General features: G+C 72.6%; 5 protein-coding genes and 2 pseudogenes. 3 read left to right on the top strand and 4 right to left on the bottom strand.

Features of this window, described 5'->3' with window-relative positions; all coding sequences use genetic code 11:
• Nucleotides 1–487: 487 nt before the first annotated feature.
• From ACZ4VT_RS36375 to ACZ4VT_RS36365, 3 genes are all read right to left on the bottom strand, one after another.
• A complete protein-coding gene (locus ACZ4VT_RS36375) occupies nucleotides 488–559 on the bottom strand; it encodes a putative leader peptide (protein ID WP_467955645.1) in 72 nt (23 codons plus the stop codon).
• Nucleotides 560–723: 164 nt separating this feature from the next.
• A complete protein-coding gene (locus ACZ4VT_RS36370; protein ID WP_467955643.1) occupies nucleotides 724–1,182 on the bottom strand; it encodes an RrF2 family transcriptional regulator in 459 nt (152 codons plus the stop codon).
• A gap of 80 nt (nucleotides 1,183–1,262) precedes the next feature.
• Nucleotides 1,263–2,468 carry an acyl-CoA dehydrogenase family protein gene (locus tag ACZ4VT_RS36365; protein ID WP_467955642.1) on the bottom strand — a complete coding sequence of 402 codons (1,206 nt, stop codon included), beginning with the start codon at nucleotides 2,466–2,468 and terminating at the stop codon, nucleotides 1,263–1,265.
• 233 nt (nucleotides 2,469–2,701) lie between these two features.
• Between ACZ4VT_RS36365 and ACZ4VT_RS36360 the strand changes: the two genes are divergently transcribed.
• From ACZ4VT_RS36360 to ACZ4VT_RS36350, 3 genes and pseudogenes are all read left to right on the top strand, one after another.
• Nucleotides 2,702–2,785, top strand: a complete 84-nt coding sequence (locus ACZ4VT_RS36360) for a putative leader peptide (protein ID WP_324617234.1) — start codon at nucleotides 2,702–2,704, stop codon at nucleotides 2,783–2,785.
• A 223-nt stretch (nucleotides 2,786–3,008) separates the two neighbouring features.
• Nucleotides 3,009–3,590, top strand: a complete 582-nt coding sequence (locus tag ACZ4VT_RS36355; RefSeq protein WP_467955641.1) for a winged helix-turn-helix domain-containing protein — start codon at nucleotides 3,009–3,011, stop codon at nucleotides 3,588–3,590.
• Between the two features lie 31 nt (nucleotides 3,591–3,621).
• Nucleotides 3,622–3,970, top strand: a pseudogene (locus tag ACZ4VT_RS36350) (LLM class flavin-dependent oxidoreductase); the annotation flags it as partial.
• On the opposite strand, the pseudogene ACZ4VT_RS36345 reads toward ACZ4VT_RS36350, so the two are convergent.
• Nucleotides 3,945–5,255 (bottom strand): annotated as a pseudogene (locus tag ACZ4VT_RS36345) (glycoside hydrolase family 16 protein); the annotation flags it as partial. The pseudogenes ACZ4VT_RS36350 and ACZ4VT_RS36345 sit on opposite strands and share 26 nt — an antisense overlap.
• Nucleotides 5,256–5,388 lie beyond the last annotated feature (133 nt).

Here is a 5,388-nt window from a genome sequence, read left to right as displayed (position 1 = left end):
ATCCGCACCTCGGAGGCCGACAGCTTCGCGCCGTCGGTGGCCGAGACGTCGGCCTTGCCGCCCTCGTCCTTCTTGGCCTCCGAGCCGTAGCCGCAGGCGGTGAGCAGCAGGGGAAGCGTCGCGGTGACGGCGATGGTGCGCAGGGTGGTGAGCGGTCTTGCGGCAGACACGGAGGTGTCCTTTCACGGGATGGTGTTCAAGGAGGTACGGACGTACGGAGGTACGGAGGTACGGAGAAGGGCGGCGCGAAGCCGTCGGCGCACACGGAACCGACGCCCGGCGGTGAGCGGTGAGCTGTGAGCGGTGGGCGACGCGACCGCGGTCGCGGGCCCGGGGAACGAAGGGGTGTCGGACACCTCGGGGACGGAGGTCGAGCCCGTCGTGCGGACGCCCGCGCTCGACTCCACACGGTCGGCGTGGTCGGCCGAGGGCCGGTCCGACGGTGCTCAGTGGTGACTACACGTGGAGCGGGGCCCGGCGCGTGGTGTCAGCCGGACGGACAGATGGCGCTGGACGTGCGGAGCAGGTCGATGTGCCGGCGGGAGGTCAGAGGCGGCATCCGGCCTGCGTGATGCGATGTTCGCACGGCCCACCTCACTGGATTCCTAGTTTTCCCACCTGGTTGGTAGGCATATTGGCAGAGGCCGCCACCCGCCCCAAGAGGGTGACCGAATGATGGACGCCAGAATCTCGTTATGTGAGAACATGCAGGTCGCGGAGGGGTTAGGGATTGGTCCAGGCGCCAGGGGTATCGGCGAGGGCCGATACGTCCGCGGGCAGCTCGGACGACGCGACGTCGGCGAGGCTCACGCCGTCGAGGATCTCGCGGACATTGGCCCGCAGCGCGATCCACAGGGGGAGCAGTGCCTGGGCGGGGCCGGTGTAGGACAGGTCCGGAGGGCGCACCCCGCGCACCGAGACGAGCGGTCCGTCCACGACGCGGATCACGTCCGCGATGCTGATGGACCGGGCGGGCTTGGCCAGCCGGTAGCCGCCGTTGCCGCCGCGCTGGCTGAGTACGAGACCGCCCCGGCGCATGTCGTTCAAGATGCCCTCGAGGAACTTGTGGGGGATGTCCTGAGCATCGGCGATGGCCTCTGCCTTCACCGGCCCGTCGTCCTGTGACGCGGCAAGCTGCAGTGCGGCACGTACCGCGTAGTCCGCCCTGGCTGAGATCCGCATACGGACATTATCTTGCATCGATTCGGCCGCTGTCCCCCCGCGGCCGGCCGGCGGCCGCCGGACAGGTGCTCGGGCCCGCGTCAGCGGAAGACCGCCACCACCGGGTGGGAGCCGTTGAGGTAGTGCTCGCCGATGGAGCGCAAACGGCGGGCGGCAGGGCGGTGGGCCGTCAGGACCCGGGCGTTGCGCCAGAAACGGTCCAAGCCGGGCGCGTCGGCGAGTTCCAGCACCCGGGCGGTGATGCGCAGGGCGGCCTTCGACGTCACGGTCTCGGCCGTGGCGACCAGGGCGGCGACGCCCGCGGCTCCTTCCGCGTCGAGGTGCGTACCCGTGTCGAGGGCCCGCGCCATCACGTCCGTCGCCCGGTCGACCACCGCCGTGGCCGTCTGGGCGGCCAGGGCGAGCTTCCCGTACGTCAGGAAGAGGTCCGGGTCTTCGCCGGGCAGCCGGTGCGCGCGGCCGCCCCTGCTGAGGTCGCGGGCCTCGGTGAGGGCGCCCTCGGCGATGCCGAGGCCGACATGACACAGGGCGAGCCGGAGCGCCGGCTCCGCCAGCGCGGTGAAGGGCGCGGTCGACTCCTCGTCGTGCGGCCGGCGGCCCAGCACCTGTTCGGGCGCGATGGCGACCCGGTCCAGGACGACCTCGCCCGCGCCGGCGACGCGCTGCCCGAGGCGGTCGTGTGCGGACTCGACGGACACGCCCCGTGCGCCCGGTGGGGTCCGTACGACCAGGACGTCACCGGACGCCGCGCACACGGCGTCGACCACGATCTGGTCGGCCGCGGCCACCGCCGTGTCCACGGACCGGCGCCCGCTCAGCACGTAGCCGGGGGTACGCCGCCGCAGCGTGAGCTCCGGTCCGTCGGTGTCGGTGTGGGGGACCGGAGCGCGGACCGCACCGGTCCACAGCCACCGCTCGCCCACCGACTCCTCTTCGAGGGCGGTCGCGTGGTGGTGACTCGCGTAGAAGCGTCCGCTCCAGGTGTGTACGTAGTGGCGGGCGAGTAGGTCGCCGACGGAGCTGTCCGCTGCGGCGATCTCCCGTATGACGGCACATCCGGTACGCCAGTCCGCCCCGCGGTCGGGCCCGGGCGGGGTGAGGGCCGCCGGCAGACCCGCCTCGCGCAGCCGGGCCGTCTCGTCGGCCGGCGGCTTGCCCGCCTGATCACGGGCGATGGCGTCCGCGGCGAGGTCGTCCGCCACGTCGCGGGCAGTACGCAGGAGCGCGCGGCGCTGCTCGTCGACGGATCGGCGGTCGGCAGTGCCCAGGGGGATGGCGGTGGTCATGTCGGCTACTCCGGAACGTTGTTGGGTGGCGCCGCCCGGCCGCTTCACCGAATCCCCACCTTTCCCATCGGATTGATAGGGATACTCGCCCGTAGCCGCCTACCCGGCAAGAGTGTGACCGAATGGCGGACGACGCGATCTCGAAATGAGAGACTCTGCAGGTCAGCGACGATTCCTAGTCAATCGGTAGGGAAGTATTGACGCACGCCCGCCGCGCCCCTCACGATGTGACCATGTCCCCGTCGCAGCCGTTGCTCGTACGCCGCAGGCACGTTGACCTCCGTCGCGTCGCCAGCGCCGTCTGCCGACCCGTCTAGGGCTTCTTCGACAGGGCATTTCCTCGATGCGCGCCGGTCTTCCGGCTGCCGCTCCTCTCCATGCGCCGCGCCTTTCCCGTACCCCCGGCCCGCTGAGCCGTACGGGTCCGCCCGGCGTGCGGCGCGCCGGCCCTCCCGCCGGATCCGTCACGGAGACCCCTGCCCTGTCGCGGCCCAACACCCGGCGTCCGCACCCCATTCCGAGCAGCCGAAGGGGCTCATCGTGACCACCGCACTTCCCGCACCGGTACCCGCCACGGCCGTCCGTCGTTCCCCCGCCCCGCGCCTCCAGCTGGTCGGCGAACGTCCGCCCGCTGTCCCCGCCCACGGGATCGCCCGGGGCCGCGTCGGCTACCTCGTGTTCCTGCCGGCGGACGTCGATCCGATGGCGGTGATGACCGCGCACGGCATACACCCGGAGATCCTCCCCCTCAAGCCCGGGACGTTCCCGGCACCCGAGCAGGAACCGGCCCCGCACCCCGACGCCGTCCGGCTCGACGACCGCGTCCGGCTCGACGATGCCATCCGGGTCGACCACGCACGTCGGCTGGTCGAGGTCGACGGACGCGAACTGGACCTCACCTACCTGGAGTTCGACCTCCTGGCCCACCTGGTGGCCCATCCGTACACGGTTCACAGACGTGAGGCCCTCATCTCGGACATCTGGGGTTACGGACACATCGGCGACGGCCGTACGGTCGACGTCCACGTGGCCAGGCTGCGCCGCAAGCTCGGCCCCGCCCACCGGGGCCGCATCACCACCGTGCGCCGCGTCGGCTACAAGTACGTTCCCGACCACCGGTAGCCCCGGAACCGGGCCGGTCCGGCGGCGCGAATTGACCGCCCGCGAACTGGCCACCGGATAGGCCCCCTGGGTGCGCAGCATCCGTACCGCCGAGGGCGCCATCCCCTTCCCCACGCCCGCCGAGGCGCGCGCTGCCCTGGACGGAGGCGGACCGGGAACTCGTCGCCGACCGGGTGGAGACCCGGTTCGCCGGCTCGGCGCGGACCGTCGCCGATCACCTGGAGCGGCTCCAGGAGGCCACCGGGGCCGAGTTGCTGATCGCCACCATCACGCACGACCACGAGGACCGGGTCCGCTCCCACCGCCTGCTGGCCGAGGAGTGGCGGCGTCGCCGGCGGAGCCTTCGGGATCGGATCAGTGTCCGAAGTCGAACCAGTTGACGTTCACGAAGTCGGCGGGCTGGCCGCTGGTGAACGTCAGGTAGACGTCGTGCGTGCCCGTGACGGCGGTGATGTTCGCCGGGACCGTGCGCCAGCTCTGCCACCCGCCGGTGCCCGCGATCGAGAAGCCGCCGACCGGAGCCGAGGTGCGGCTGTCGAGGCGCACCTCGACGAGCCCGCTGACGCCGCCGGCCGCGCCGCTCGCCACGCGTCCGTAGAACTGCCTCGCCGGTGTGGAGCCGAAGTCGACGCCCCTGAACAGGGCCCAGTCGCCGTTGCCGAGCGACGCGAGGTTCTCGCCGCCGCCGGAGTCCGAGGTGGTCTCCTTGGCCACCCCCGCCTGGCCGTCGTACGACTCGGCCTGGATCGCGGCGTACGCGTCGCGGTTGCCGGCCGGCGGGGTGGTCGGGGGCGTCGTGGGCGGGGTGGTCGGGGGAGTGGTGGGCGGGGTCGTGCCGCCGGTCGAGCGGAGGACGGACACGTAGTCGACGACCATGGCGTGGCCGGGCTGGGTGCCCGCGTCGGGACCGCCGCCGAAGGCATCGGGGAAGCCGCCGCCCATGGCGACGTTGAGGATGATGAAGTAGCCGTGGTTCGTGGCGTTGGTCCAGGTGGTCGCGTCCACCTGGTTCGCCCGTACGGTGTGGAAGTTGACGCCGTCGACGTAGAAGCGCATCTCCTCGACCGCGGTCGCGCGGTCCCACTCCACGGCGTAGGTGTGGAAGCCGCCCTGGCAGCTCGTGCCCGGGCAGACGTGCTGGCCGCCGATGCCGGACGTCTCGTTGCAGGGTCCGCCGGGGCTCGTGCCGCAGTGCACCGTGGCCCAGACGTTGTTGATGCCCTGGACGTTCTCCAGGATGTCGATCTCACCGATGCCGGGCCAGTTCCACCAGTTGCCGCGGTACGGGGCTCCGAGCATCCAGAACGCCGGCCAGTAGCCCTTGGCCGCCGGACCCGTGACGTTGGGCATCTGGATGCGCGCCTCGGTGCGGAGCGTGCCGCCCGCCGGGGGCTGGAAGTCGGACCGCCTGGTCTCGATCCGGCCGGACGTCCAGTTGCCGGCCGCGTCCCGCCGCGGCGTGATGCGCAGGTTGCCCGTGCCGTCGAGGGAGACGTTGGAGGGGTCGGCGGTCATCGTCTCGATCTCGCCGGTACCGAAGTTGGCGGGTCCGCCGGGGTAGCTGGTGCCGGTGGTGTACTGCCAGTCGGCGGTGTTCACCCCGGACCCCGCGGCTCCGTCGAAGTCGTCCAGGAACACCCGGGACCAGCCGGCCGGGGTGGGGGGCGGGGGGGGGGGGGGGGGGGGGGGGGGGGGGGGGGGGGGGGGGGGGGGGGGGGGGGGGGGGGGGGGGGGGGGGGGGGGGGGGGGGGGGTGTGTGGGGGGGGGGGGGGGGGAGAGGGTGGGGGGACGAGCGTCG

It is taken from the genome of Streptomyces sp. NPDC029164, from assembly GCF_055563995.1.
Note: the sequence above shows the minus strand (reverse complement) of the source record. Positions and strands in the feature narration are given on the sequence as shown.

Bases quoted from the DNA above. Each gene is read 5' to 3' on its own strand.
- ACZ4VT_RS36370 (WP_467955643.1), bottom strand. From the start codon at position 1,182: ATGCGGATCTCAGCCAGGGCGGACTACGCGGTACGTGCCGCACTGCAG.
- ACZ4VT_RS36365 (WP_467955642.1), bottom strand. From the start codon at position 2,468: ATGACCACCGCCATCCCCCTGGGCACTGCCGACCGCCGATCCGTCGAC.
- ACZ4VT_RS36360 (WP_324617234.1), top strand. From the start codon at position 2,702: ATGTCCCCGTCGCAGCCGTTGCTCGTACGCCGCAGGCACGTTGACCTC.